The following is a 24,920-nucleotide window of genomic DNA, read 5'->3' as shown; positions in this document are numbered from 1 at the left end:
TACCCCCAATTTCAATTTGTTAAGCATATATATTAATATAACGGATTGAAATTAGAATTACAAGATAATTTTATTAATTCATATTGTAATAAATAAGGTGAATGATATAATAATTAGTAATTATGCAATTTAGCAAACTATTAACTACTAAACTAGAAAGGGTGTTACTACTATGAGTGAACCAGCTATCCAACAACCAGCCACTACACCACCACAACCAAAAAAACCTAGTAATCTATGGATGGAAAATTTTAAAAACTTTTATAAGAAGTTAAGAAAAAATAAAGCCGCAATGATCGGCGGTTTCCTAATTCTATTTTTTATTATAGTGGCTATATTGGGTCCATTTCTTACTCCACATGATCCAGATACACCAGATGTAGTGAACAAGCTCCAACCACCATCTGCTGAACATTGGTTTGGTACTGATCATCATGGAAGAGATATTTTCACACGTATTATTCACGGAATGTCTATTACATTATATGTAGGATTTTTCTCCGTTATATTGGGAGCTACTTTTGGAGTATTAATAGGAATAGTATCCGGATATTATGGTGGACGTACTGATTCTTTCTTAATGAGATGTATGGATGTTTTGCTCGCATTTCCAGGTATTCTATTAGCCTTAGCTATCGTAAGTGTATTAGGTGGTAGTTTACGAAATGTAATTATCGCCGTAGCAATTTTCTCCATCCCTGTTTTTGCAAGGATCGTTCGAGGATCTACGCTTGCTGTCAAGAAGCTGGAGTATGTTGATGCGATTAAAGCATTAGGTGCAAGTGATATACGAATTATATTTAAACATATATTACCAAATGTCACTTCACCTTTAATCGTACAAGCTACGTTAAGTATAGCAACTGCTGTACTTACAGCCGCAGGACTTTCCTTCTTAGGATTGGGTGCAAAGCCACCTACTCCAGAATGGGGGGCTATGTTAAGTGAAGGACGAAATTATTTATATAGTGCTCCACATGTAGCGTTTTTCCCAGGTATTGCAATTGTTTTAGTCGTGCTAGCGTTTAATATTCTAGGTGATGGATTAAGAGATGCACTTGATCCAAAAATGAAAAAATAGAGAGGGGTGCAAAAAAATGTTTACTTATGTATTACGACGTATCTTACAAACAATCCCTGTTTTAATAGGTGTTACACTTCTCGTATTTAGTTTGATGCACCTGATTCCAGGTGACCCAGCTCAAATTATGGCCGGTGAAAGTGCACCAAAGGAACAAGTTGAAAATATTCGAGAACGGTTAGGTTTGAATGACCCCTATCCTGTTCAATATTGGAATTATATATCTGGTGTTTTGCAAGGTGATTTGGGAAATTCCGTTCGTACTGGACGTGATGTAACCAATGAAATCGGAGTCCGCTTTTGGGTAACCGTTGAACTTGCCTTTTATAGTATGATCCTTAGTATATTCCTAGGTTTAATTGCCGGAATTGTATCCGCAACTAGGCAGTATTCATTTAGTGATGTCACGTTAATGATCGTTGCTCTGTTCGGTTTATCCATGCCAAACTTTTGGCTTGGTCTTATGTTAATTCAGTGGTTTGCAATAGGAATGGATGTCCCAAGTTGGATTCCATTTATAGAAAACACAGCTTGGTTCAAGCCTTCTGGTTGGGGCAGCTTCGAGCAGATTGTATTGCCAGTTATCACATTAGGTACTGGTGGGGCAGCCATTATTGCCCGTATGACCCGATCAAGTATGTTGGAAGTAATTGATCAGGATTATATACGAACCGCTAGAGCAAAAGGTGCAAAAGAACGTGTTGTTGTTTACCGTCACGCACTTAAGAATGCCTTAATTCCTGTAGTAACTGTTGTCGGTTTACAATTCGGTGCATTACTTGGAGGTACTGTTTTAACAGAAACTGTATTTGCAATTAACGGAATGGGGAAATTGGTCATTGATGCAATCCAAGCCCGAGACTTCCCTATCGTTCAGGGAACCGTTTTAGTTGCTGCATTATTATTCGTACTTGTAAATTTACTTGTCGATATTACGTATCGCTATTTAAATAAACGAATTGACTTAAATTAATTTTAGCTACGAAAGGTGTGAAAAGGTATGCCCAACACAAATAAATCAGAAGAAAATATTCTTGAAATCAATAACCTACAAACAACATTCTTCACGGAAGAATCTGAGGTAAAAGCAGTTGATGGGGTTTCCTTTACCATCCCTAAAGGGAAGACTGTCGGAGTGGTTGGAGAATCCGGATCTGGAAAGAGTATTACCTCTCTGTCCATCCTTCGCCTAGTTGATAAGCCAGGAAAAATTGTTGGTGGCGAAATCAAGTTTAAGGGTGAGAATTTACTTGATAAATCAGAAACAGAAATGCGGAAGATACGTGGAAAAGAAATTTCTATGATCTTTCAGGAACCAATGACTTCATTAAATCCAACTTATACTGTAGGTCAACAGATAAATGAGGCATTTAAGATACATGAAGGCTTGGGAAAAACCTCTGCTCGCAAACGTTCTCTAGAAATGTTAAAGCTTGTAGGAATTCCTTCACCGGAAAAGCGAATAGATCAGTACCCACATGAATTATCTGGTGGAATGAGACAGCGCGTAATGATTGCAATTGCACTCGCTTGTAATCCAGAATTATTAATTGCTGATGAACCTACAACTGCATTAGATGTGACTATTCAAGCTCAGATCTTAGAGCTTATTAAAGATCTACAGCAAAAATTACACATGTCAGTTTTACTTATTACCCATGACCTTGGAGTTGTGGCTGAAACATGTGACTATGTAGCTGTAATGTATTGTGGAAAAATCGTTGAATTTGCAGATGTTAAATCTATTTTCAACAACCCACAGCATCCATATACTGTTGGATTACTCAGCTCTCTTCCACCACATGATCGTGACATTGAAGGAGATCTTCCAGTAATCCCAGGGGCAGTTCCAAGCCCAGATGAACTACCAGTTGGGTGCCGTTTTGCACCACGCTGTGCACATGCAAGTGATATTTGTAATACATTACCAAACTTAGTTACGAATGAAAATGGAAATCAGGTACGTTGCTGGATTTATTCAGATAAATGGGACGGAAATCCGGAGGTGGAAGTAAATGCAGAAAGAACTACTTAAAGTAACCGATCTCAAACAGCATTTCCCAATTAAAGGTGGGGTTTTCGGACGAACAGTTAATCATGTAAAGGCAGTTGACGGTGTATCGTTTACTATTTATGAAGGAGAAACAGTTAGTATTGTAGGTGAATCTGGTTGCGGAAAGTCAACAACTGGACGTTCAATCCTACGTTTAGATGAACCAACATCCGGTCAAGTAGAATTCGATGGTAAGGATTTATTAGCATTTAGCAAACGTCAAATGCGTAAGAATCGTAAAGATATGCAGGTTATCTTCCAGGATCCATATGCTTCTCTTAACCCTAGGCAGACTGTACGTCAAATTTTAAAAGAAGCGATGACGATTCAAAATGCAGTTCCAAAAGAAAAACAAGATGAACGTGTGATTGAACTAATGGAAACTGTAGGACTTGGAAAACACCAAATTGATCGATACCCACATGAATTTAGTGGTGGACAACGACAAAGAATTGGAATAGCACGTGCCTTATCAGTGGATCCTCAGATAATCATCTGTGATGAAGCTGTTTCAGCGCTAGATGTTTCCATTCAAGCACAGGTTATTAACCTATTGAAAAAGCTGCAACGAGAGTTCAATTTAACTTATCTATTTATCTCTCATGACTTAGGAGTTGTACGACATATCTCCGATCGAATTATTGTTATGTATTTAGGTAAGATTGTTGAAATTGCTGATAAAAAGTCACTATTTAGTAATCCACAGCATCCATATACAAAATCATTATTATCTGCAATTCCAAGTGTTAATCCAGATCAAAAACGTGAACGAATTATTTTAACTGGTGATGTTCCTTCTCCAATTGACCCACCAACAGGCTGCAGGTTCCATACCCGTTGTCCATTCGCTACTGAACGATGCGCAACGGAAACACCGGAGTTACGTACTTCAGATTATATGAAGGATGGCCATCAAGCAGCATGCCATTATATAGAAGAAATTGAATCTGGTTTACACCAAGTTAAGCAATAGAATATTACATTTCTAGGGAATAGCTTTTAAAAGCTATTCCCTAGTTTTGTTTTGAAAAAATATTTTATTTCTTGATTAGTCTAGGATTTTTTCGCATAGTATATTGCTATTGGTTTAGAATGTGCAGTTGGGAAAATCCATTAAATTCAATTTGTGCATTTCCTAATTAAAATGCACAAAAGAACTGCTCTTTAAGATTCTTTGCTTAAAAGAACGCATTTTTTAAAAGACCACCTTAATCTATGTCTTTATCTTTCTATTTCCATCAAAAAGATGTAAACTATTTCTATTGTAATGAAAGAAGGATGCAACATGTCAGAAAATAAAACGAAAAATTTAACATTGTTCGCCTTAACATGGCCAATCTTTATAGAAATCCTACTCCATATGTTGATGGGGAATGCAGATACATTGATGCTAAGTCAATATTCCGATAATGCGGTTGCTGCTGTTGGTGTGTCTAACCAAATTTTATCGGTTGTTATTGTTATGTTTGGTTTCGTCGCCCAAGGTGCAGCAATTCTGATCGCCCAAAATTTAGGTGCTGAAAACAATCAAATTGCTGGTAAAGTAGCTGTTATGTCTATCAGCTTGAATCTAGTATTCTCCTTATTATTAAGCGCTGCGCTATTTATTTGGGCGAGACCAATATTGAACCTTATGGATCTTCCTTTGGAATTAATGGGCGAAGCTTCCTCCTATATGCAAATAGTTGGTGGTCTAATATTTGTTCAGGCTTTAATCATGACAACGGGTGCAATTTTGCGTAGTTATGGATATACAAAGGATACAATGATGGTAACGATAGGAATGAATATTCTTAACGTTATTGGTAACTTCTTTGTAATTTTTGGACCTTTTGGCTTTCCTGTACTCGGGGTAGTCGGTGTTGCGTACGCCACAGCATTCAGTCGCTTTATCGGTTTTATAGTGCTAGTATTCTTACTTATTAAGCGTAGCCAAGGTGAATTGGATTTCAAGAGCTTTTTCCGATATCAAAAACGTCATGTGAAAAGCTTGTTAAAAATCGGTATCCCTTCTGCTGGTGAACAGCTATCCTATAATGCTAGCCAAATGGTCATTACGTATTTTGTAGCCCAACTGGGAACCGTAGCGATTACGACGAAGGTTTACACGCAAAATATTATGATGTTTATTTTTCTATTTTCGATTGCGATCGGTCAAGGTACACAGATACTAATCGGACATATGATTGGTGCAAAGAAAATTGAGGATGCCTATACGCGTGCTATTAAAAGCTTACGGATATCAATTATTATCTCCTTAGTTATGGCTAGTATTATATATATAGCCGCTAAACCATTATTAGGACTTTTCACAGATAATGCTTCCATTATTGAACAAGGAGCATTTTTACTGCTTTTAACCGTTACACTTGAACCAGGTCGTGCATTTAATTTAGTCATGATCAGTTCCCTTCGCGCGGCTGGTGATGTTAAATTCCCTGTTTATATTGGTATTCTTGTTATGTGGGGAATTGGAATTACGTTTGCTTGGTTCTTTGCTATTTACTTAGGCTTAGGTCTAGTTGGTATTTGGATTTCATTTATTGTCGATGAATGGATCCGAGGTACATTGATGCTAAGAAGATGGAAAAAACGCTACTGGGTAGATATGAATTTTGTTGAAGAAAAAGACCAAGCTTAATATAAGCATGATTATTGATTTGGATTTGTGGTTATGTTAAAACTAACACAGTCCATTTTATAGAAAGAAAGTGATAGCTATGGGAATAGTCGTAGTTGAGGTTTGTGACGGAAATGCAATCACTACATTAAATATAGAGGAGATACTCGAAGAAGAATTCCCAGAAGTAGCCGTCTTAACAAGTGACTGCTTATCATTCTGCGGATTATGTCGAGTTAAGCCATATGCATTAGTAAATAATAAACGCGTTTTTGGTTCCACACCAGAAGAATGTCTCGATAAAATTAGAGCTGCAATAAAAGAAGAACTAGCCATTTATCAATAATGGCTAGTTCTTTGTTTATGAAGTGTAAACTTTCCTATCCTGCATAAGTGCAACTAAGGCTTTTTGCAATAAAGGCTTGGCAAAAGCCAAGTTTTCTAATCTTTTTCGACAGATTCCATTTCCCAGGAAATATTCTGTCGGAAATTACGATTGGTGTAAAAATTACAAACTTGCTTTGAATATTTCTATCGAATCTTGTTTCGACAACGTCTTGAAGTTACCATATTCAGGGCGAGCTACAACTGTTTTATCTGCCATAAATTCTACACTGCTTTCATCAATATCATAGTCAGCTAATCGAGAAGGTGCACCTATCTTATTCCAGAAAGAACGTAATGCATCAATTCCTTCAATAGCTATTTCATGATCAGATTTCCCATCAGGATCCACTCCGAAAACTCTTGTTGCTAATTGCTTAAAGCGACCGACATTTTGATCATCCAATACATGTTTCATCCAGTTTGGGAAAATAATTGCTAATCCTCCACCGTGTGGAATATCATGTACTGCTGATACAGCATGCTCCAAATTATGGGATGCCCAATCGCCACGGTAGCCCATATTTAACATATTATTTAACGCAAGTGTCCCACTAAGCATAATGGTTTCACGATATTCGTAATTCTCTAGGTCACTCAGTAACTTTGGTGCTGTTTCCATAATTGTTAGTAATAAAGATTCACAAAATCGATCCTGGATTGGAGTATTTGTTGTTTGATGGAAATAATGCTCGAATACATGAGACATCATATCCACAATTCCATAAATCGTTTGGTCCTTAGGCACTGAAAACGTGTGAGTTGGATCTAAAATAGAAAACTTCGGATAGCTAAATGGTGATCCCCAGCCATGCTTTTCATTGGTTTCCCAATTTGTAATTACTGATCCTGCATTCATTTCAGATCCAGTGGCAGCAAGCGTTAATACAGTTCCAAATGGTAGCGCACCTTCTGGCTGTGCCTTTTTCGTTACTACATCCCACATATCGACATTTGTTTTTGCGCCTACCGCAATTGCTTTGGTGCAGTCAATCGTACTTCCACCACCAATCGCTAGAATGAACTCAATTCCTTCTTGTTTACAGATCTCTACACCTTTACGAACAGTAGAAATTCTTGGATTCGGTTCTACTCCAGAAAGTTCATACACTTCCGCATCTATTTCCGCTAACTTAGCTAGCACATTATCGTAAATACCATTACGTTTAATACTTCCACCGCCGTAGACAATCAGAACTTTTTTTCCATAGTTTTTAACTTCATTCGGTATTGCTTCCAATTGCCCTTTTCCAAATATTAATTTGGTTGGATTATGATATGTAAAGTTATCCATCATCTAAGCACTCCTTTGTTATTGTGTATAAACTACTGCATCCATTTCCACAAGAACATTCTTTGGTAACCGGCTAACTTCTACTGTTGCTCGTGCTGGATAAGGCTCTTGTAGATAGCTTCCGTAAATTTCATTTACCACTGTAAAGTCGTCCATTGATTTCAGATAAATGGTGAATTTAACTACTTGTGAAAAATTCGATCCAGCTTCCTCCAAAATGGATTTTAAGTTTTCTAATACCTGTTTCGTTTGAGCTTCAATACCTTCAACCACTTCTCCGTTTTGTGGATTGATCCCTATTTGGCCAGAGATATAAATAAAGTCACCCGCTTGGATCGCTTGCGAATATGGACCAATTGCTGCAGGTGCGTTTTCAGTATGGATTTCTTTAACCATTCGTATTCACTCCTAGTAAATATTTAATCTTCTTATATAATAACATTTCCGCATCCTTCATTGCTTGTTCCACGGTTTGTCCTTTATCCATTGTAGAATGAACAATTGAAAAAATACTTCTTAACAACGTTTCATCGGAGACACTTCCAGATACAAGCCAAATCGGTATATTGCACTTTTTAGCTATCTCAGCTACCTGACCAGGTGCTTTACCAAAAAGTGTTTGTTTGTCACTCTTCCCTTCTCCAGTAATCACCAAATCCGCATTGGAAATAGCTTGTTTTAGTTCTATCGTTTCTCCAATTAGTTTAGCACCTGATACAATCCTTCCACCTAACACTAAAAATCCAAACCCTAACCCTCCCGCTGCTCCTGCACCAGGAGTGGATGCTAAAGATTGAGAAATTTCTTCTTGAATGAATTGGCTATATTTCATAAGTGCTTGATCTAATAATTCCACTTGTTTACTTGTCGCACCTTTTTGAGGTCCAAATATGTTACTAGCTCCATTTTCTCCACACAGCGGATTATCCACATCACTAGCAATCTGGATGTCACAATGAGCTATACGAGGGTCAATGGAGCTAAAGTCAACTCGCTCCATATCAAGCAGATCTCTTCCAAACTTACCAACTGTAATTCCATCTTTATTCATGAATTGAGCGCCAAGTGCTTGAAGCATTCCAAACCCGCCATCATTTGTCGCACTCCCGCCAAGGCCAATAACAAACTTTCGTAATCCACGATTTAATGCGATTAATATTGCTTCACCAATCCCATAGGTTGTTGTTTGATATGGATCTCTCTTTTCTTTCGGAACCATTGTTAAACCTGAGATGGAAGCAACCTCTATAATTGCCATATCATTGTTTACAATCCCCATGCTAGTAGTAACGTTATCTCCCAATGGACCTGTAACTTGGATGGTGATCCTTTCACTTTTGGAGGAAGCATTTAATAACGCATCTACGGTACCCTCGCCACCATCTGCCATTGGTTTCATGATCACCTGATGACTTGGATTGGCTTCCATAACCGCTTTTTTTATAATGGAAGCCGCCTCTACTTGTGTTAAGCTGCCTTTAAATGAATCTGGTGCCACAACAATTTTCATTTCCAAACACCTCACTAATTTGCAGATATTACTTCTTTATAGGTCATAACGGATTTCACATAGTAAATATCACCATAGCAAGCATTATATTGCTTCGCTTCTTCTCGTAAACAACTATAAATTGATTGATCTGGAGCATTTTCGTACATATGTTTAGAAAAGTCAATGGCAATATCCTGTGAATAACTTTGCGAATGCTCCAACACATAATCGATGAAGCCTTTCCCAAAATTATAAGATTGAATCGCTAGTTCTAAATCTCCATTTGCTGCATCTAACGTTTGAGAAAAATAATAGACTCCTTGTTTAATAGATAGTTCTGGGTCGTCAATACACCCAACAGCTCCACAATAGCTTTCAGAAGATTGCATGGGGTCATTCCCCCTCCCACCAGACTCTTGCATCATCATAGCTAATAGTACATCTACATAGTTAGATACGCTATATTCTCTAGCATACTTTTCCACAAGTGGTTGATAATCAAGAACTTCTCTACTAATAGATGGATAGTCTACCTCTACCTTACTAGGTGGTTCATAGGATAGATAAGAAATAATAACAAATATAGATATAAGAAAGACAGTTACTAGAATTGACTGCTTTAGAGCGACTTTAGTTCTTTTTTTCATATATCTTCAACCTTTAATTTTTATATAGGATGTGGATAAGGATAAGATTTTAAAATGACAAATTATTATTCACAGACTTATCCCCATTTATCCACAGAGATTCATGTAGAACTATACAATATTTTGTAGATAATTTTATTACACCAATCAAAATATTGAGTTTATCCTCAAGCTATCCACAAACTGTTAATAACTTAAGAACGTTTTTTTGTGAATAATTCCTTTTCACGCCATTTCCCGTATCGGTAGTACATATAAGCAAAAATACTACTAATAATAAAACTGCTTCCCATTCCGATAGCAATACCTGTATCCCCTAGCCAGTTTGAGAAAAATGCAGTTAATGGGAATCGAAGTATCCAGAATGAAATAATATTAAGTGCTAACACTTGATACATTGCACCAGAAGCACGGACAATTCCATTTAAAATAAAGTTTATTCCTAAAAATGGATAACATAGGGCTATAATTTGTAAATACTTCGTACCAAAAGCTACAGCCTCTTGATCCTGGATAAATAATTGAACACCATATTGAGCGAAAAACACCACTACTAATCCAATTGCAAACATAATCCCAAAGTTATAAAGGACTCCATACTTAGCAATACGACTAACTCGATTCCAATCTCTTACTCCGATATTTTGTCCTGCCATACTGTTTACTGCTGTACCGAGTGCATGTGCTGGAAGCATTAATAAACTATCAAGACGTTGTGCTGCACTAAATCCCGCAACAACGTCTTCCCCAAAGGTCGTAACAACACTCATTATTGCTGCAGACCCAGCTGAGATAACTGCCATTTGTAGTCCTGATGGAATACCAAGATTGAGTATTAAGACTACCTCTTGCTTAGAAGGTAACTTTGGAAACATAAATGGAGCTAGCTTCTTATATAGGACGTAAACCAATCCATATACAAATGCGCTTCCCTGTGATACAACTGTCGCGAATGCCGCACCCTCAATTCCGAGGTTAAATCCGGCAATAAATAATGGATCTAAAACAATATTTAGCGCTACTGCTATCATTACAAAACGCATCGGTGTCTTACTGTCCCCTAAGGCACGTAGTACGGTACTGATAAAATTATAACCAAATAAGAACAAGATCCCGAGGAAGTTAATTTGTAAATAAGCTTTTGCGCTTGTCATCATTCCTTCTGGTGTACCTAATAATTTCAATAATTGCTCAGAAAAAATAAAACCAACTAAACCAAGGAAAATAGAAAGTCCTGCTAAAATTACAACAAATGCATTAAGATATCGACGCAATCCATCTTCATTAGAGCGTCCCTTTTGTTGTGATAGGATCGTCAAAGCAGCATTATTCAAGCCAATAATAAAGGACAGTACGGTAAAAATAATGGCACTTGAAATGGCTACAGAACCCAATGCATTTGCACCTAGCAAATTACCTACCCACAAACTATCTGCAAATTGATACGATGTCTGCAATAAGTTCGTAAGCATAATAGGTCCCGAGAAAAACATTAGCTGCTTTAAAATATTACCTTGGGTAAAATCATGTTGCATTTTTTTCATATATTACGCAAACCCTTCATTTTTAAATCTACTTACCATTTTAGCACTTGTTAAATCATATTTCCTCTATTGTCGGTGCCTGTCACTTGTCGAATTTCGACAAGTGACAGGCACCGACAAAAAATATTGTTGTAATTTTATAAATACTTATAATAATATGATATTATATAAACAAGTTCTATTTTAAAGGAGATGGTATGTATTATGATGCAAGTTCCATTAACGGTTGGATCCATCTTAGAGCATGCTGAAAAATTTTTCCCAAAGAAAGAAGTCATCTCGCAAACTCATGACAAATTGCACCGAGTTAATTACGGGGAAATTGGACAACGAACAAGACGACTGATGAGTGTATTACATGAGCTTGGAATACAAAATGGTGATCGAGTTGGTACATTAGCCTGGAATCACCACCGACATCTAGAAATTTATTTTGCCGCACCAGGTATGGGGGCAGTTCTACACACCATAAATATTCGTTTATCGCCAGAGCATATTATTTACATTATTAATCACGCAGAAGATAAGGTTTTATTTATTGATGAAGATATCCTTCCCCTCATCGAGAAGATCAAAGATCATCTTACTACTGTAGAAGCTTTTGTAGTTATGACCGATAAAGCTGAACTCCCAGAGTCCAATCTTACACCACTTTATTCTTACGAAGAAATACTTACCACAGGAGATCCAACCTATGAATTTATTAGCGACATAGATGAAAATGAACCTGCAGGAATGTGCTATACTTCTGCCACAACGGGAAATCCAAAGGGTGTGGTTTACTCCCATCGAGGCATTGTATTACACAGTTACGCACTTGGCCTAGCTGACACTGCAGCGATATCGGAATCAGATGTATCCATGCCAGTTGTTCCACAGTTCCATGTAAATGCATGGGGAACACCATTCGCGTGTACATGGTTTGGCACTACTCAAGTTATGCCTGGTCCACGGTTCACCCCAAAAAGACTTGCAGAGTTTATTGAGAAATATAAAGTCACAATCACAGCTGGCGTTCCAACAATTTGGCTTGGGTTATTACGTGAGATTGAGCAAGGCGATTATGACATGTCTAGCTTACGAGCTGTACTTTGCGGAGGCTCTGCAGCACCTTTAGGACTTATTAAGGCTTTTGAAGAAAAACATAAAATACCGTTTTACCATGCATATGGAGCTACTGAAACCACACCACTTGTTACACTTTCGAGACTAAAAAGCTACCAGCAAGATTTATCGGCCGAAGAAAAGTTAAAAGAACGAGCACGACAAGGAATACTTGTTCCTGGCCTAGAAATGAAAGTGGTAGGAGATAACGGGGAAATTGAGTGGAATGGAAAAGATATGGGAGAACTACTACTTCGGGGGCCATGGATTGCGAGTGAATATTATAAGGATGAACGTACAGAACAAGCATTTGTGGATGGTTGGTTCCATACTGGTGATGTGGTAACGGTTGATGAAGAAGGCACCATTCAAATAGTTGACCGGACAAAGGATTTAATCAAAAGTGGTGGAGAGTGGATTTCTTCGGTAGAGATTGAAAACGCTATCATGACACATGAAGCCATTTTTGAAGCTAGTGTTGTCGCTATCCCTGACGAAGAATGGCAAGAAAGACCGATTGCTTGCGTTGTGTTACATGAGGAATTTAAAGATAAAGTAAATAAAGAAGATATCCTAGAATTTTTAAGGCCGCAATTTGCCAAATGGTGGTTACCTGATGATGTTTTATTTATGGAAGAAATCCCCAAAACATCGGTAGGGAAATTTTTAAAGCGACAACTTAGAGAACAAGTGAAAGCTCATTATAGCTTACAAGATTAGTTAGTCGATCAGCGAGCTACCTATCCCGAAGCGCTCGCTGATCTTTTATACAAATACAATCTTTATATAAATTTCTCTTTTTTTCCACTTGACAATATTGTGAAAATTCCGTACTATAATATAAATTACATAAAATCTTTTTTGTTACTAACCTCACGTTTAAAATACAGAAAATTCAATTAATTGTCCTTATATATGATTCACTACAGCACTTATTATAAGGGGGGAAGATATATGAAAATTAAGCTAGCCGTCTTTGGGTCAGATGATTTAATTAATCGTTTTAATGATTGCTTAGCACAACATAATGATATTGAAGTTATTCCATTTACGTATCGTAAAGCGAAAGAAGCGGTAGATTTAATAGATAAAGCTTTTATGTGTGATACGTATTTATTTTTAGAATCCCTTCCTTATCTCTATACAAAACTCAAAATAAATAAAAAGCGATTGCCGACTGTACAGGTTGCTTTTGATGAATTAATGATCTTAACATCATTTTATCATTTGAAAAACACGTATAATCAGTCATTAGATCGCTTATCAATAGATGTATTAGATAGAAAATATGTCAAGGAGGTACTAACTGAATTAGACCTACGCGACCGTGATATATATACATATAGCTACGGACAAGATGATGTGGTCGATATTCAAAAGATCGTTCGTTTTCATAAGGATCTATGGGACGAGGGCAAAATTGATTATGTCCTTACTTCCCTAACGGAAGTCGAAGAGCAGCTGAAAGACTTGGGAATTCCAACCAATGCAATGGTTATACCAAAGATTAACATTGATAAAGCAATTGATCGGGCAAAATCTGTCACAACACTAAATCAGAGTAAAAGTGCCCAAATAGTAGCTGGGTATGCCAAAATTAAAGATTATGAAGGCTTAAAAAAGGAAAAAGGAGAACTTATAGCTGAACAATTTCAACAAAAGCTACAGGATATTCTATATAAATTCGGACAAAAAACATTTGCATCCGTGTTTACAAACCAAGAAAATTATTACGGTATTTTTGGCACTCGTGGTGTGTTAGATCATATTACGAACCATTTTCGTGATTTTCCTTTGCTACGTGAAATTGAAGATTCATTAAAAACAGCAGTAGATATAGGCTTTGGCCTTGGGTTAACAGCTAAACAAGCGGAAGATCATGCAAAACTAGCTTTAGAGGCTTGTTCGAATAATAAAAATAGTAGTTGTTATATCGTTAATGACCGCGGAGAGACAATTGGCCCACTCGGTGTTAAAAAACATTTCGATACATCGCAACTCTATCAGGCATTAATTCACAAGGCACGACTTAATAATGAATTGTCCTACAATTTTATAGACTTTATAAAGATTCGCAATAACGAGCCCTTCTCTTCAAACGATATTGCGACCTTTTATAGAGTTACGAAAAGAAGTGCAGAACGAACGGTCAACAAGCTCTTATCAGGAGAAGTAATAAAAGTAGTAGGCGAAGAAAAACCTTATGTAAAAGGTCGTCCTCGAAAACTATTCCAGATTAATATGTGAGAATAAGACAAATGTGTGTCAATCAATGGAAAATCCGAACTTAGTTCGGATTTTCTTTTGGGATATTTCATAAGCTTTGTTGAAGATTTCACATAGAATGCTCAGTAACTTTCGCTTAGATTTACTTTCTTTCGCTCCTTACGAATCTAGTGCTATAACACCGCTACGGCAGAATACTTCGCTTTCCGCGGGCACGGCCTCAGCTTCCTCGGAAGCAAAACCACCTTCCTGCGGGATCTTCGGACACGTGCTGTTCCCGCAGGAGTCTACGTATTCTGCCTACGCTAGTGATAGTGACTCGATTATTGGACGGATTCCCTAGAATATATGCTTAAGAATGTTACTTTCGAGGAGTCAACTCCGTTCTGATCCAATCACTATACTTAAAAAGAACATCAAAATATAAAAAGAAAACATCACTATGGAACTCAAAACTAGCGGAGAAAATACATGAAGACCCCTTGAAAAAGAAAACCACTTTTTCTGCGTTCGATGTAACGCTGACGTAGCCTTCCTTGTGGCTGCGATTGCTCGGCCTTACCGAAAAACTTTATCCTGCGGGAGGGAAGATATCGGTGAGATCCCGCAGTGCGACAGCACGAGGAAGCTCACCAGCCACACGCGGCAAAGTAGACACTGTGAAAGTGACTGCAAGGAGCTTGAACAGATGTCGCCCTTGTGCTGGAAGTGGAAGCGAAATGTATATTCGGAGCGATGTCGAGACCAGTACATTACTTCTTTAATTTTATCCTAGTTTCATACCATTAGTTACTGCGCTTTTTACATCAACTACGAATTAAGATTCGGCCATAAAAAAATAACATTCTATACTCCATTCGACTTTGGAATGGAGTGCTTGTTTTATCGCAGCCTCTTTATTAACCTTGTATATCCTCACTACGTTGGTAACCGTTGTTTTCCCTCAATACATGTACGACTGCATCGTAGTCCGGTTCATCTACTTTGCCCTCTAACACATGGATTTCTCCATCTAGTTCTTGTTTAGAACTTGCACTACTGTAAAAAGCTCCATATCCAAAATTCATCGCCGCTTCACTTGATGTAGCTGTAAAAGGGAAAACGGTATAACCTCCACCCTCATTAGGAATTTTATCGACTCTTAATTCATGGGTATGTAACGTTTTTAAACTAGCATGCGCTGATAAAAGATCATCTTCTGTTTTAAAGTACGCAATAAATTCTTTAGCCAACTAGAATCAACCTCTCTACATATAATCTATTCGTTATTGTTTACAAAACAGCAGCAAATAAACAAAAAGAAGACACGAAATTGTGCCTTCTTTATATATTTAGTAGCTCACGTACATCCTCTTCACTCAAGCTGGATAACATTGTTTCACCTGGTTGGATAACCTGATCAATAAGCTCCCGTTTCTTTTGCTGTAGCTCATATATTTTCTCTTCAATTGTACCTTCCGTGATCAAACGAATTACTTGAACAACATTTTTTTGTCCAAAGCGATGGGCACGTCCAGTTGCTTGATCCTCTACAGCTGGATTCCACCATAAATCATAAAGAATTACAGTATCTGCACCTGTAAGGTTTAATCCAGTTCCTCCCGCCTTGAGTGAAATAAGGAAGATATTCTTTTCTCCATTATTAAATCGTTCACTCATTTGCACACGTTCTTGGGACTTGGTTTGCCCTGATAAATAAAAATAGTCTATTCCTTCATGCTGTAATTTCTCCATAATTATCTCATGCATGCTTGTAAATTGAGAAAAAATGAGCATCCGTTTTCCGTTAGCAATCGCATTTTGTATGGTTTCCATAAGAAGCTCTAACTTACCAGATTTTCCTTCATAATTTTCTATAAACATTGCAGGATGGCAGCAAATTTGTCTTAGGCGAGTTAATCCGGCTAAGATCTTCATTCTGTTTTGCTGGAAGCCACTTTCCTTCATAGATTGCACCGCTTCCTGTTGGACTTGTCGCAAATAGCCAATATACAATTCTTTTTGCTGGTTCGTTAATTCTGATACACTTACCGATTCGATTTTATCTGGAAGTTCTTTTAGTACATCCTTCTTCAGGCGTCGTAAAATAAATGGTTTTGTAATAGAAGCAATTTTTTCATTCGATAGCTGCTTGAATGCCCTTTGGTTAGGCATTAATCCCGGTAAAACAACCTGAAAGATCGCCCACAATTCATCAATGGAATTTTCTATCGGTGTCCCACTTAAAGCAAATCTTCTACTTGCTTTCAATTGACGAATCGCATGCGACGTCTTCGTTGCATAGTTTTTAATAAACTGTGCCTCATCTAGAATTAACGTTTGAAATGTTAACGCCTGGTAGTGCTCAACATCTTGCCTAAGTGTAGCATAGGAGGTAATCCAAACATCCATATCTGTTAACGTAGCAATTTTTTCATGACGTTCTGCTGGAGACCCTGTTAAAATCGCAACACTTAAATGTGGCGCAAACTTTTCCAGCTCATTTTTCCAGTTGTACACAACAGAAGATGGTGCAACAATAAGATGTGGATACTCACTAGGCTCTGAAGCAATATAAGCTATACTTTGTAATGTCTTTCCTAACCCCATATCGTCTGCCAATATACCACCCAAGTGATAATTACTTAATGACTTAAACCATTGGTAACCAGTCATTTGATAATTTCGTAAGGATGCTTGAAGAGATTCAGGAAGTTCATAATGCTGTTCCTCCGGCGACTTCAGTTCATAAAGCAACTGCCTAAATGCTGGATCATAGCTTTTTTTCGTATCTATTAACTCATCAACCTGTGTTCCTCGGTAAACAGGAACCTGGATATTGCCATTTTCCACATCGGATTTTTTAATATCCATGTCACTAAAGAATTTTTGAATAGATGTAAATTCTTCTCCCTCTAGCGACAACATCTGCCCACTTTGCAAACGATAATACCGCTTCTTCTCAATTACCGCATCTAATATTCGATTGATCTCATCATCTGCAACCCCATCGATATCAAAGCCTATTTCTAGCAGATTGGTAGATGACTCCATTGTTACACTCGTACTCGGAATCGGATCATTTTCAATTATAAAGCTCCGGATTTCTGAGGTTAAAAACAACTCCACATATTCATCTAATATTGGTAATACCTTGTAAAGAAAATCATAGAGTTCTTCCTCATCCGCTTCGATATATAATGTTTTCCCGTTATAATGAAAATTAGCATGTTCAATTAGCTGCATAATTTGCTGCTCTTTTTCCACATCACGAATAATAATCACATCATGTTGTTCTCGCCCACTAAATGGGTTAATAACTTGCTCACCATAATGATATTCCAGTCTACCAACAATCCAATCCTCTTGTGCTTCAAGATAAAGCTTTGCCCGTAAAGGTACCTGTATAATCTCTTGTTGGACCTTTTCTTCAATTTCAACATCGCCAACCTTTTTTAAGGATGGTAATACTTCAGATAGAAAAGCATCCGCTTGATTTTTGGCAATTGGAAGCTGTTGATCAATCTTCCCAAATTGGCTAACATGCTCAAGAATGGGAAGCTGTTCTTTGGCAGGGAAGTAAAAAACTCCATTAGAAAACAGCATCTCATATGGCTTGAAAAAAATTCCCTTCTCTACATCCTGCATAGTTAACATTAAGTCATCACGTTCATTTTTCGTTAACGCAAAATGGTAAGGTAACGTATCTGTTTCAATAGATAACTGACGATAGATTTTTCTTCCTGACTCTTCCACCGTCACATCTCTTTCCGCCAATTTTTCGAGCAAATCTTTAGCTACAAGTGGTGGAATAATAATAGAACGCTTATCATTTATATTCCCTTGATAATGATAAAATCGATAGCCACTATATATTTTTTCATTCTGTAATATTGAATGGAGCATGTCAAAAATAACTAGGTCTTGTTGTAATACATAATGCTGCTCTGGTGAGTAAGTGAATGTCTTTGTGAAAAAGTGTTCATTGCCATGTACAACATCTTCTAGGAATCTGCCTGCATCCTTAACGACATATGTCCTTTTTTCACCAGCTTTTAGTTCTACGAGTAAATTCTTATCATAGGACCATTTTAGAATATACTCTATATGGATCGGAATTTTATCAGGCAAAATTTCAAGTGTATCAGATGGTTGTGTAATAGAACTTAATGCCTGTATAAAGCGATTCGTTGTTTGATAATCATAATTTGCAAACGAAGGGACCTCATTTGTATCTTTATTCTTTATACTGATTAAGGTAGCTGCAATGTGTTTACATGATTTATACGTATCAAATGCTGGACAATCACAGTACGTATCAATGGAACCCTCATCAAAATCCTTCATGCTGATTTCCACAAAGTACTCTTCAGAACCGTGTACCGTCGCAGTCCAAACTTGATAATTGATATCATATAATAAATCACTTACAAGACCTTGTTTATAATAATCCAACCCACGTTTATAAATAACGGGCGGAAATAATTTTTGTATATTAACATCGCTCAATTTATTCAAGACTCTATTAACCTGCCTTTTTACATTCTACCTCTATTGTAAACGAGAATAGCAAATTTTAAAACAGGTGCCTGTCACTTGTCGAAATTCGACAAGTGACAGGCACCTATTATTTTATAACCTTTAGTAATAGATAAATATATATACATATAGAGATCAGGACGGACCCTGCTGAGGCTAGATAGATTGCTGCATAGTTAAATAGAAAGGCGATTTGGCCAAACAATATCGCACCAGCTCCTACCCCTAAATCAAACGAAGAAAAGAAAGTCGCATTCGCCATACCCTTTCGATTGTTTGGGGCTTTTTCAACAGCCCAAGCTTGCAACGCAGGTTGGATGCCACCAAAACCGAGCCCATACATTCCTGCAGCAACAAGCATAACTGTGGTATTTGGTAACCAAAATAGTAATAACATCGCAATAAATACTAGTGTTGCCCCCGGAAGAAAAACATAAATATGACCTTTACGATCATAGATTTGTCCAGCGAATGTCCGTGATAGCATTAAAAACAAAGCAAATACAAGGAAATAAAAGCTAATTCCTTCTACATTTTTTTCAATCGCATGTAAAGGAAGAAATGTCGCAATTCCTCCAAATGTAAACGTAATGAATAACAATAAAACAGACGGCTGTAAGGCTGTTTTTTCAAAAATATCAAATCTAGCCGTAACAGCTTTTACAGGTGATTCTTCCACTTTTTTATAACGAATTTTTGAAGATAATAAAAATGCCATTAATCCTAGTGAACCACAAATTAAAAATAATTGTGTAAAGGAAATTACATCAACTAATGCTAGACCTAAAGCTGGACCAAACGCAAGTGCTATATTACCTGACAGTCCAAAGTAGCCCATACCTTCCCCACGTCTTTTGGGAGGGATAATATCGGTTGCAATGGTACCTGTAGCGGTAGTGGATAACCCCCAACCTAGCCCTTGCACAACTCGCATCAGCAATAAAAGAAAAATACTTCCTATAAATGCATAAGAACCGACCGAAAGGACAAAGATCCCCAACCCGGTCATATAAACAAATTGTCTACCCTTGGTTTCTAAAGAATGCCCTGCAAACGGGCGGATAATTAGCGCTGAAAATGTAAAAATACCAACAATGATCCCTATTAATTGATCACTGCCCCCTAGCTCCTTTACAAATAAAGGGAGCGTTGGTAATGTCATTTGAAAGCCAAGAAAAATAAAAAAATTAGCCAGACAAACTAGCACGAAATCACGCGACCAAATTTTACCGGCTTGAGGAGCAGCTGACTGAGCGCTTGCATTTGAACTCATTGTATACCCCTTCTTTCTTTCGATACTCGAAACAAATTATACAGGAGTTTCACTCGAAAAGGAATACATTAGCTTCAATTCTTTCTAAAACTGTTTAAAATGTTTCTAAAAAGCCAATTACAGCAGGACCTAACAACACAATGAAAATACAAGGAAAAATAAATAAGACAAGTGGAAATAGCATTTTAATTGGCGCCTTCATTGCTTGCTCTTCTGCTCGCTGTTTTCTGCGCTCGCGGATTTCTGCTGACTGTACAGTTAAAAATTGCGCCAAGCAAACTATTTTACTTTAATCTGACTAACCACTACTACTTATGTTCTATCAGTTAAAAAATATTAAACTATATACAGTACTATAGATATGGTATAATGTTCTTATTAATACGAATTAAAAAAGCCCAGCTGCAACTGGGCATCTAGCATCGATAAGCGGTTCCCTTAGAGGGTTCGGCTAGTTAGAATGAATAGACCTTTCCCCACCATGTTCCAAAGGCTAAAGGGAAGGTCTATTTTTTATGGTTGATCATCGTTACAACTAAGGCAAGTAGCGCGATTAAAAGTGTGCCAAAGCTCCCCAAGACCATCATTACTTCATACATTCTCAGGAACATCACCACCTTTATTAAATTTAGCCTACCAACTCTAATAGAACTTTATCTTGTCTACGAGTATAACATAGCACCTCCAAATATGCGAACATATATTCGCATATAAATTTTAATAAGTGGGTCTGTCCTATTCATTGAAAATGAATCCTCATTCCATTAACCAAGGCATTCCTCAAAAATACATAAAGGACGCTTAAATAGAAGTAAATCCCTATTTAAGCGTCCTAATATGATTGTGTCTATTATTTTTTATCCACTACCAAATTTAATCAAAATAATCTTACAACAAAATCAGCAACGATTAGCATAATTAATGCTACACCCCAAGCAATGGTTGTTGGTACAGACCAAACTAGAATCTGCTCTTTTACATTTTTAATTCCTAACATTCTGTTTACAACCCAGAATAAGCTATCATTAAAGTAAGAGAAAATCATTGCACCTAATGCAGCTGCTTGTGCAGCTAACACTAAGTTTACGTCTAGACTTGCAACGATAGGAGCAGAGATAGATGCAGCTGTTATCATTGCTACCGTTCCACTACCTTGTACGAGACGAACAAACGTAGCAATAAAGAAAGGTACTAAAATAGCTGGTATTGACCATTGTGCAACTTGCTCAGCAATTAAATCACCTGTACCACTTGCACGTAGTACATTACCTAGCGCACCACCTGCTCCTGTTACAAGTAAAATAATACCTGCCGTCTTAATTCCTTCTTCCATACGATCTAGCGTTTCTGATTTACGAAGATTATTCGTGAGCGTATAGATAGCAACAATTAATCCAAGTCCTACAGCAATTACTGGGTTACCGATAAACATAATATAAGAAAGCAATGTCTCATTTAATGTTATAACGCCTGAATCATGTAACGCACCAAAAGTTGTATTAATGAAAATCAAAATAATTGGTACTAGTATAGGCATTATAGCTTTTGCAAATGAAGGAAGTTCTTTTTCTCTTTCATCTACGGCATGTAAAAATTCTTTATAAACTGCACCCTCATCCAACCTTACAAAGCCTTCTCCGTCTTCAGCTGGAACCTGGTGTATTTTCTTTCCAATCCATTTAGCATATAACACACCAACAATAATAATAGGTACAGAAAATAGAAGACCTACTAAAATCATTAAACCTACATCTGCACCAAATATCCCAGCTACTCCTAATGGACCTGGTGTTGGTGGTACTGCATGGTGGGTAACCGCTAATCCAACAGCTAAAGCCACTCCTAATGCAACAACAGATTTACCTGTTTTTCTCGATAATGCTTTCACTAGTGGGTGTAAAATAACGAACGCTGAATCTACAAAGATTGGAATTGCTACTAGATAACCTGCAACTGCCATCGCCCATTCTTCTTTTTTCTTTCCTAATTTTTTAATTAGTGTATAGGCTAGCTTTTCTGCAGCTCCTGATACTTCTAATATCCGCCCCATCATTACCCCTAAACCGATAATAATACCAATAGAGCCTAATGTACTACCAAAACCATTGGTGATTTCTGCAACTACATCATTAGGATTCATACCCCCTACGATTCCTGTGATAGAAGCTGCGATAAGAAGTGCGATAAATGCGTGAACCTTTGTTTTTAAAACCAAAAGAATTAATAAAGCAATACCTAATATTAGACCGATAATCATTTGTGTACCTGAAACTTCCATGGACTTTCTCTCCCCTCATGAAATGGCTTTCATTTTTTTACCAATTTTGCTGAGGTTATTAAACTAACCTCAGCATTTATTTATCCCAATGTGTCTCTAGTAAATTTCGGTGCATATTCAGCAGCTAATTTGATACATTCTTCCATGCTGACACTTGATGCAATGTTCTTCCCAGCAATATCAAACGCTGTACCATGGTCGACAGATGTTCTTAAAAATGGTAGACCATTTGTAATGGAAATGGTCCGGTGAAAATCTGTCATCTTCGCAGCAATATGTCCTTGATCATGGTACAACGAAAGGACAGCATCATATTTTCCGTTCAATGCTTGGAAAAATACCGAGTCAGCTGGAACTGGACCAACTGCATCGATTCCATCCTGAACCGCCGCTTCGATTCCTGGTCCGATTTCATCAACCTCTTCCATTCCAAATAAACCGCCTTCTCCACTATGTGGGTTTAGACCGGCAACCGCGAATTTGCGATTTTCGACACCTAAACGTTGAAGTGCTTTATCACAACGATTTAGATAATCTCGAACACGCTCTTTTGTCATTTGTGCAATCGCAGCTTTTAATGATAAATGACGTGTTAAGAAGAAGATTCTCATGCCATTCACTTGGAACATGGTTAATGGATCTTTTGTATCTGCAAGATCTTCTAGCATTTCTGTATGTCCAATATAAGGAACTTTTGCCGCTTTCAATGACTCTTTATTAATCGGAGTTGTTGCTAACGCTTTAACAGTTCCTTCTTTTGCAAGGTCTACAGAAGTTTTAATGTATTCAAATGCAGCTTTACCGCATTGCGCTTGAACCTCACCATATTGTAATTGATCCATATCAATATTTTTCAAATCGATAATATCAACAGTTCCGAATTCGTATTTACCTTCTTCCGGTTTTTCAATTACGTTAATTTTCAGGCTTGCTTCCACAATTTCAATTGCTTTAGCGAATACTTTTGCGTCCCCTATTACAACCGGCTTACACATATTATAGATATCTTCATTCACTAAAGATTTTGCTGTGATCTCAGGGCCAATACCTGCTGGATCCCCCATTGGTATAGCGATTATCGCTCGTTCGTTAGTCATGTTTTATACCCTCCTGTTCGTTTTTGTACGTAAATATTTCACACTTGCATAAATAGACTTCTTATCCCCAACCATACCGCCTTTTGTAACGATCGGTAGTCCAGGGAAATGGCCGCCAATCAATGTCCCATAAGCTGCTAATGGTAAAACTTCATCCTCTAACTTGATTCCTGATGCCATACTTAGTGCACATAAAGAGGCGGTAACATCCCCACCACTTGTAAAACATCCTTGAACGGGATAAGTCGTTTTTTCAAGAACCCGCCTCGTTATTTTGCCAAGCCCATCCGTAATTCGCTTAGCCAGAGCATCTTGTGTGGTGTTTTCTCTTTCAGCAATAGCTTTAAAGTTAACTAGTTTTGCCCCGTCTTTATGGGTAGTAATAATCAGCACATCATCTTGTTGAATTCGTTCAAGTGCTACCTCTATTGCCCTGTTTACTTCTTCCTCCCAGCTAGATTGTAATGTAGCTAGTTTTTCTGCGGAGACATATACAGGTGTAGAATTCGTCTTTTCTTTCAAATATTGAAGCTGCCTGGCAGATAATGATGTCACGCTTCCAACTGTTACAATAACCTTGCTCTGCTCAACTAATTGATGAGAATATGCCTTTGAATAGGCAGCAGTCAAAGGACCAGGATCAACAGGAACAAGCTTAACGTTCTCAACCTCTACCATTGACTCAGCTATCGTTTCAATATCTTCATCCGTAACAGCGTCAATGACTATAATTCGTTGACCAGCCTTTACCCCTCGATTAATTGCATTTTTTAATGGTTCAGCACCAGCTAACACCATATCTAACCCAATATGTCCAACCGAATATTTACTTTGCTCCTCAATAATAGCTGGGACATAGGATTGGGTAATTGGCATTACCGGGTCTTTTGCCACATCAGTATCCTGAACAGGAACGCCCTCTACTAATAAATAGCCACCAGATGAAATTCTTCCAGAATCGGGAAATGATGCCACAACGATTGCAACACTCTCTGGTCCAGTTGCATTAAGAACTGTATCGATTTCTAGTCCAATCTTCCCTCGAACAGTGCTATCAATTCGTTTACATATAATCTTTGCATCCCATTCCTGTAAATTTCTTATTGCTTGGTTTACTCGATTTTCAACAATTTCATCCAAGGCATAGCGGGAATCGGTATCAATACATACCGCATCTAGTTCTCTCGAGTCTGGAATTTTATCATTAAATACAACCGTAGCAGAGCTAAAGCCTTGTTTACTTAAACGTACACCTGTAGCATTTGCTCCCGTTAGGTCGTCAGCTACTACTCCAACTCTCATGATGCCT

The 24,920-nt window shown here is 37.5% G+C and carries 21 protein-coding genes; 8 read left to right on the top strand and 13 right to left on the bottom strand.

Features of this window, described 5'->3' with window-relative positions:
* The first annotated feature begins 172 nt into the window (after positions 1–172).
* The 6 genes from nikC (at position 173) to GMD78_RS10150 (ending at position 6,100) form a co-directional block, all read left to right on the top strand.
* Positions 173–1,081: a nickel transporter permease gene (gene nikC / locus GMD78_RS10175; protein ID WP_155668710.1), complete on the top strand. Its 909-nt coding sequence runs from the start codon at positions 173–175 to the stop codon at positions 1,079–1,081.
* Between the two features lie 16 nt (positions 1,082–1,097).
* The gene (locus GMD78_RS10170; protein ID WP_155668709.1) at positions 1,098–2,054 is read left to right on the top strand and encodes an ABC transporter permease; all 957 of its coding nucleotides are present in this window, start codon (positions 1,098–1,100) and stop codon (positions 2,052–2,054) included.
* A gap of 27 nt (positions 2,055–2,081) precedes the next feature.
* Entirely contained in the window at positions 2,082–3,116 is a 1,035-nt protein-coding gene (locus GMD78_RS10165) for an ABC transporter ATP-binding protein (RefSeq protein WP_155668708.1), read from the top strand.
* Positions 3,097–4,107 (top strand): ABC transporter ATP-binding protein, encoded by a 1,011-nt coding sequence (locus tag GMD78_RS10160; RefSeq protein ID WP_155668707.1) that lies wholly within the window; start codon positions 3,097–3,099, stop codon positions 4,105–4,107. Before GMD78_RS10165 ends, GMD78_RS10160 begins: the two co-directional genes overlap by 20 nt.
* A 312-nt stretch (positions 4,108–4,419) precedes the next feature.
* Positions 4,420–5,775: an MATE family efflux transporter gene (locus GMD78_RS10155; protein ID WP_155668706.1), complete on the top strand. Its 1,356-nt coding sequence runs from the start codon at positions 4,420–4,422 to the stop codon at positions 5,773–5,775.
* A gap of 79 nt (positions 5,776–5,854) precedes the next feature.
* Complete coding sequence (locus GMD78_RS10150; protein ID WP_155668705.1) at positions 5,855–6,100, top strand: YuzB family protein; 246 nt, start codon at positions 5,855–5,857, stop codon at positions 6,098–6,100.
* Between the two features lie 162 nt (positions 6,101–6,262).
* Here GMD78_RS10150 and GMD78_RS10145 read toward each other — a convergent pair whose 3' ends face one another.
* From GMD78_RS10145 to GMD78_RS10125, 5 genes are all read right to left on the bottom strand, one after another.
* Positions 6,263–7,432 carry an iron-containing alcohol dehydrogenase gene (locus GMD78_RS10145; protein WP_155668704.1) on the bottom strand — a complete coding sequence of 390 codons (1,170 nt, stop codon included), beginning with the start codon at positions 7,430–7,432 and terminating at the stop codon, positions 6,263–6,265.
* Positions 7,433–7,450: 18 nt separating this feature from the next.
* Entirely contained in the window at positions 7,451–7,828 is a 378-nt protein-coding gene (locus GMD78_RS10140; protein ID WP_155668703.1) for a RidA family protein, read from the bottom strand.
* A complete protein-coding gene (locus GMD78_RS10135) occupies positions 7,821–8,942 on the bottom strand; it encodes a glycerate kinase (RefSeq protein WP_155668702.1) in 1,122 nt (373 codons plus the stop codon). The genes GMD78_RS10140 and GMD78_RS10135 overlap by 8 nt, the downstream gene beginning before the upstream one ends.
* Positions 8,943–8,956: 14 nt before the next feature.
* A complete protein-coding gene (locus GMD78_RS10130) occupies positions 8,957–9,571 on the bottom strand; it encodes a lysozyme family protein (protein WP_155668701.1) in 615 nt (204 codons plus the stop codon).
* Between the two features lie 194 nt (positions 9,572–9,765).
* Positions 9,766–11,115 carry an MATE family efflux transporter gene (locus GMD78_RS10125; protein WP_155668700.1) on the bottom strand — a complete coding sequence of 450 codons (1,350 nt, stop codon included), beginning with the start codon at positions 11,113–11,115 and terminating at the stop codon, positions 9,766–9,768.
* 204 nt (positions 11,116–11,319) lie between these two features.
* Between GMD78_RS10125 and GMD78_RS10120 the strand changes: the two genes are divergently transcribed.
* Both GMD78_RS10120 and GMD78_RS10115 read left to right on the top strand, forming a co-directional pair.
* Positions 11,320–12,939, top strand: coding sequence for a long-chain fatty acid--CoA ligase (locus tag GMD78_RS10120; protein WP_155668699.1), 1,620 nt, complete (start codon positions 11,320–11,322; stop codon positions 12,937–12,939).
* 234 nt (positions 12,940–13,173) lie between these two features.
* Positions 13,174–14,466, top strand: coding sequence for a hypothetical protein (locus GMD78_RS10115; RefSeq protein ID WP_155668698.1), 1,293 nt, complete (start codon positions 13,174–13,176; stop codon positions 14,464–14,466).
* A gap of 878 nt (positions 14,467–15,344) precedes the next feature.
* Here GMD78_RS10115 and GMD78_RS10110 read toward each other — a convergent pair.
* From GMD78_RS10110 to GMD78_RS10080, 8 genes are all read right to left on the bottom strand, one after another.
* Complete coding sequence (locus GMD78_RS10110; protein ID WP_155668697.1) at positions 15,345–15,677, bottom strand: transferase family protein; 333 nt, start codon at positions 15,675–15,677, stop codon at positions 15,345–15,347.
* A gap of 91 nt (positions 15,678–15,768) precedes the next feature.
* Positions 15,769–18,942 (bottom strand): DEAD/DEAH box helicase, encoded by a 3,174-nt coding sequence (locus GMD78_RS10105; protein ID WP_155668696.1) that lies wholly within the window; start codon positions 18,940–18,942, stop codon positions 15,769–15,771.
* A gap of 109 nt (positions 18,943–19,051) precedes the next feature.
* On the bottom strand, positions 19,052–20,236 hold the full coding sequence (locus GMD78_RS10100) for an MFS transporter (RefSeq protein ID WP_155668695.1): 1,185 nt from the start codon (positions 20,234–20,236) through the stop codon (positions 19,052–19,054).
* Positions 20,237–20,330: 94 nt separating this feature from the next.
* Positions 20,331–20,510 (bottom strand): type II secretion system F family protein, encoded by a 180-nt coding sequence (locus GMD78_RS10095; RefSeq protein WP_246187623.1) that lies wholly within the window; start codon positions 20,508–20,510, stop codon positions 20,331–20,333.
* A gap of 232 nt (positions 20,511–20,742) precedes the next feature.
* Positions 20,743–20,820 (bottom strand): putative holin-like toxin, encoded by a 78-nt coding sequence (locus GMD78_RS21575; protein WP_246187626.1) that lies wholly within the window; start codon positions 20,818–20,820, stop codon positions 20,743–20,745.
* Between the two features lie 293 nt (positions 20,821–21,113).
* Entirely contained in the window at positions 21,114–22,514 is a 1,401-nt protein-coding gene (locus tag GMD78_RS10090) for a GntP family permease (protein WP_155668694.1), read from the bottom strand.
* An 80-nt stretch (positions 22,515–22,594) separates the two neighbouring features.
* Entirely contained in the window at positions 22,595–23,611 is a 1,017-nt protein-coding gene (gene pdxA / locus GMD78_RS10085) for a 4-hydroxythreonine-4-phosphate dehydrogenase PdxA (protein WP_155668693.1), read from the bottom strand.
* A 3-nt stretch (positions 23,612–23,614) separates the two neighbouring features.
* Positions 23,615–24,913, bottom strand: coding sequence for a four-carbon acid sugar kinase family protein (locus tag GMD78_RS10080; protein WP_155668692.1), 1,299 nt, complete (start codon positions 24,911–24,913; stop codon positions 23,615–23,617).
* Positions 24,914–24,920: the final 7 nt, after the last annotated feature.

It is taken from the genome of Ornithinibacillus caprae, from assembly GCF_009728145.1.
GTDB classification, from domain to species: domain Bacteria; phylum Bacillota; class Bacilli; order Bacillales; family Amphibacillaceae; genus Ornithinibacillus; species Ornithinibacillus caprae.
This window is presented reverse-complemented; position numbering and strand designations above follow the sequence as displayed.

Excerpts from the sequence above, each read along its gene's own strand:
- pdxA (WP_155668693.1), bottom strand. The coding sequence starts at position 23,611 with ATGACTAACGAACGAGCGATAATCGCTATACCAATGGGGGATCCAGCA.
- GMD78_RS10165 (WP_155668708.1), top strand. The coding sequence starts at position 2,082 with ATGCCCAACACAAATAAATCAGAAGAAAATATTCTTGAAATCAATAAC.
- GMD78_RS10135 (WP_155668702.1), bottom strand. The coding sequence starts at position 8,942 with ATGAAAATTGTTGTGGCACCAGATTCATTTAAAGGCAGCTTAACACAA.
- GMD78_RS10100 (WP_155668695.1), bottom strand. The coding sequence starts at position 20,236 with ATGAGTTCAAATGCAAGCGCTCAGTCAGCTGCTCCTCAAGCCGGTAAA.
- GMD78_RS10080 (WP_155668692.1), bottom strand. The coding sequence starts at position 24,913 with ATGAGAGTTGGAGTAGTAGCTGACGACCTAACGGGAGCAAATGCTACA.
- GMD78_RS21575 (WP_246187626.1), bottom strand. The coding sequence starts at position 20,820 with ATGGTCTTGGGGAGCTTTGGCACACTTTTAATCGCGCTACTTGCCTTA.
- nikC (WP_155668710.1), top strand. The coding sequence starts at position 173 with ATGAGTGAACCAGCTATCCAACAACCAGCCACTACACCACCACAACCA.
- GMD78_RS10125 (WP_155668700.1), bottom strand. The coding sequence starts at position 11,115 with ATGAAAAAAATGCAACATGATTTTACCCAAGGTAATATTTTAAAGCAG.
- GMD78_RS10155 (WP_155668706.1), top strand. The coding sequence starts at position 4,420 with ATGTCAGAAAATAAAACGAAAAATTTAACATTGTTCGCCTTAACATGG.
- GMD78_RS10150 (WP_155668705.1), top strand. The coding sequence starts at position 5,855 with ATGGGAATAGTCGTAGTTGAGGTTTGTGACGGAAATGCAATCACTACA.
- GMD78_RS10145 (WP_155668704.1), bottom strand. The coding sequence starts at position 7,432 with ATGGATAACTTTACATATCATAATCCAACCAAATTAATATTTGGAAAA.
- GMD78_RS10130 (WP_155668701.1), bottom strand. The coding sequence starts at position 9,571 with ATGAAAAAAAGAACTAAAGTCGCTCTAAAGCAGTCAATTCTAGTAACT.
- GMD78_RS10120 (WP_155668699.1), top strand. The coding sequence starts at position 11,320 with ATGATGCAAGTTCCATTAACGGTTGGATCCATCTTAGAGCATGCTGAA.
- GMD78_RS10115 (WP_155668698.1), top strand. The coding sequence starts at position 13,174 with ATGAAAATTAAGCTAGCCGTCTTTGGGTCAGATGATTTAATTAATCGT.
- GMD78_RS10090 (WP_155668694.1), bottom strand. The coding sequence starts at position 22,514 with ATGGAAGTTTCAGGTACACAAATGATTATCGGTCTAATATTAGGTATT.
- GMD78_RS10140 (WP_155668703.1), bottom strand. The coding sequence starts at position 7,828 with ATGGTTAAAGAAATCCATACTGAAAACGCACCTGCAGCAATTGGTCCA.
- GMD78_RS10160 (WP_155668707.1), top strand. The coding sequence starts at position 3,097 with ATGCAGAAAGAACTACTTAAAGTAACCGATCTCAAACAGCATTTCCCA.
- GMD78_RS10170 (WP_155668709.1), top strand. The coding sequence starts at position 1,098 with ATGTTTACTTATGTATTACGACGTATCTTACAAACAATCCCTGTTTTA.